Consider the following 1,821-nt stretch of genomic DNA (forward strand, 5'->3'; position numbering starts at 1 on the left):
ACCGCCGCCGGGGTCGGGCTGTCGCGTTATCACGGCAAGGTCGCTGAGCTTCGCCGAAGCGCCCCTGCCGTGTCCGTTCAGCCTCGCGCTCCATGAGACAGTGCAAATCAAGTGACGCGCGAGTCCGAATGGCTTCGCCACTTCCATCTCCCCTAAAGGGGACCATGGCCCACTAAGCGCTAAAGCGCCAAGTGGTTGCAGGCCTAACGCGAATGCAGGATGCAAGATGTTCTATATGCCTCAGGGTGAGGCGTATGGGAAACTAGGCAAATTCTGATTAATAAAATTTATTTTCAGGGGAACGATGTTTTAGAAAAACTAAATTTATGGGGAATATATTCGGAGTTTTTTATGAAGACTTTTAAGAAAATTGGTTTGGTGAGCGCGGTCGCTTTTGCGCTGTTCGCCTTTAACGCCTGCGGCGACGACTCCAACTCCACCAGCGCTTCTGGTGAAAACAGCACACAGAGTTCCGCTGTTGAGAACGATGAATCATCCTCCAGCATCAATGACAATTCTTCCTCCTCTGTTACTTCCGATTCTGACCTGGAATCCAGCAGTTCCTCGAAAACAGAGGGGTCTTGCAGTAGCGGCAAGGACCCTGATGTTTCTAATAGTTCTTCGTCTTCTGAAGAAAAAAAAGAATCAAGTTCATCTGTCAAAAAAGAAGAAAGTAGTTCTTCTGTAGCGAAGAGTAGTAGCTCCTTAGGAACCTCCTCGTCAAGTACTACTCGTCATCTCGGGGGGGGATGTACTCAAGAAAACGCAAAGGCTATACTTGATGGAGAGTATTGCCAATGCATCAACGGAATTTGGGTTTTATACATACCCCCCTCCTCCAGCTCGGTCGCCTCCAGCAGCAGTCATACGTATAAATGGTTGACAGATCCGCTAAATCCGGATTTAAGTTATGGAGAGTTTGTTGATCGACGCGATGGAACCAAGTATGCGACCATTGAAATAACGAACAAGTATGGCCCGGACAGTGTGCAGATTTCGTTTACGGTGTTTGCCCAGAATCTGAAATATCGAGAAAAAATGACCTTGGCTGCCGACGAACAGGATGATGACACAAAGGTGGAAGGTTTCTGCTACCACGACAGCACGGAATATTGCGATGACTGGTATGGAGCTTATTACCAGTGGGCTGAAATGATGGCTTTGCCCTATGAATGCAACAGCAAGAGTTGTGCTGACTTAATTGACCCTGATGGTGATGGGTTCCACCAGGGAATCTGCCCCAATGACTGGCACGTTATGACTCAGAAGGAAATGCTTGCCGTTTTCTATGTAACCGGTATCGGCGATTACGAAGCGATGAAGGCTGACATTACTTTTGGCGGCGGCGGAAACGGCTCCAACAAATCTGGATTTAGTCTGTTAGCTGCCGGTCACAGAGAGTATTCTTCAAATGGGTCTAAATTTACTGATTTCCACAAGGAAAGCTATTATTTTTTTCCTCCAGAATATAACGAAACACGAAGCACTGGTGGGGGCGTTGGTGCAGAACATGGTGATATTGGACGTTACGTAAATCCCAAAAAAGACGGTATTCCTGCCCGTTGCGTAAAAAACTACAAGCTAGAGTCGCTTAAATAAAGCTAAACAAAAGAATAAGGAACGTTTTTAATGGTCTGTCCTAGAGGAAAATTTGCTCGTGATGATTGCAAAGTCGGCATCCTTCAACAGCGCAAGATTTGCATAGACACACCGACAGAAGCCGACATGAAAGCCTTCAAGAAAGACATCCCTGCCGGTTCCACATTGCTTTCGCGTTAGGCCCCGCCGCCCGTATGGGGTCGGACTCGCGCGGCGCTTGCC

At 47.8% G+C, this 1,821-nt stretch carries 2 protein-coding genes; both read left to right on the top strand.

Annotated features, from left to right (window positions below):
* Positions 1-351: 351 nt before the first annotated feature.
* Positions 352-1,599, top strand: coding sequence for a hypothetical protein (locus MJZ26_15035; protein MCQ2107091.1), 1,248 nt, complete (start codon positions 352-354; stop codon positions 1,597-1,599).
* Between the two features lie 30 nt (positions 1,600-1,629).
* Positions 1,630-1,779 carry a hypothetical protein gene (locus MJZ26_15040; GenBank protein MCQ2107092.1) on the top strand — a complete coding sequence of 50 codons (150 nt, stop codon included), beginning with the start codon at positions 1,630-1,632 and terminating at the stop codon, positions 1,777-1,779.
* The last annotated feature ends 42 nt before the right edge of the window (positions 1,780-1,821 follow it).

This window comes from Fibrobacter sp., from assembly GCA_024398965.1.
Lineage (GTDB): Bacteria > Fibrobacterota > Fibrobacteria > Fibrobacterales > Fibrobacteraceae > Fibrobacter.

What these genes read in the sequence shown, in the direction of transcription:
- MJZ26_15035 (MCQ2107091.1), top strand. Translation starts at nt 352, where the DNA reads ATGAAGACTTTTAAGAAAATTGGTTTGGTGAGCGCGGTCGCTTTTGCG.
- MJZ26_15040 (MCQ2107092.1), top strand. Translation starts at nt 1,630, where the DNA reads ATGGTCTGTCCTAGAGGAAAATTTGCTCGTGATGATTGCAAAGTCGGC.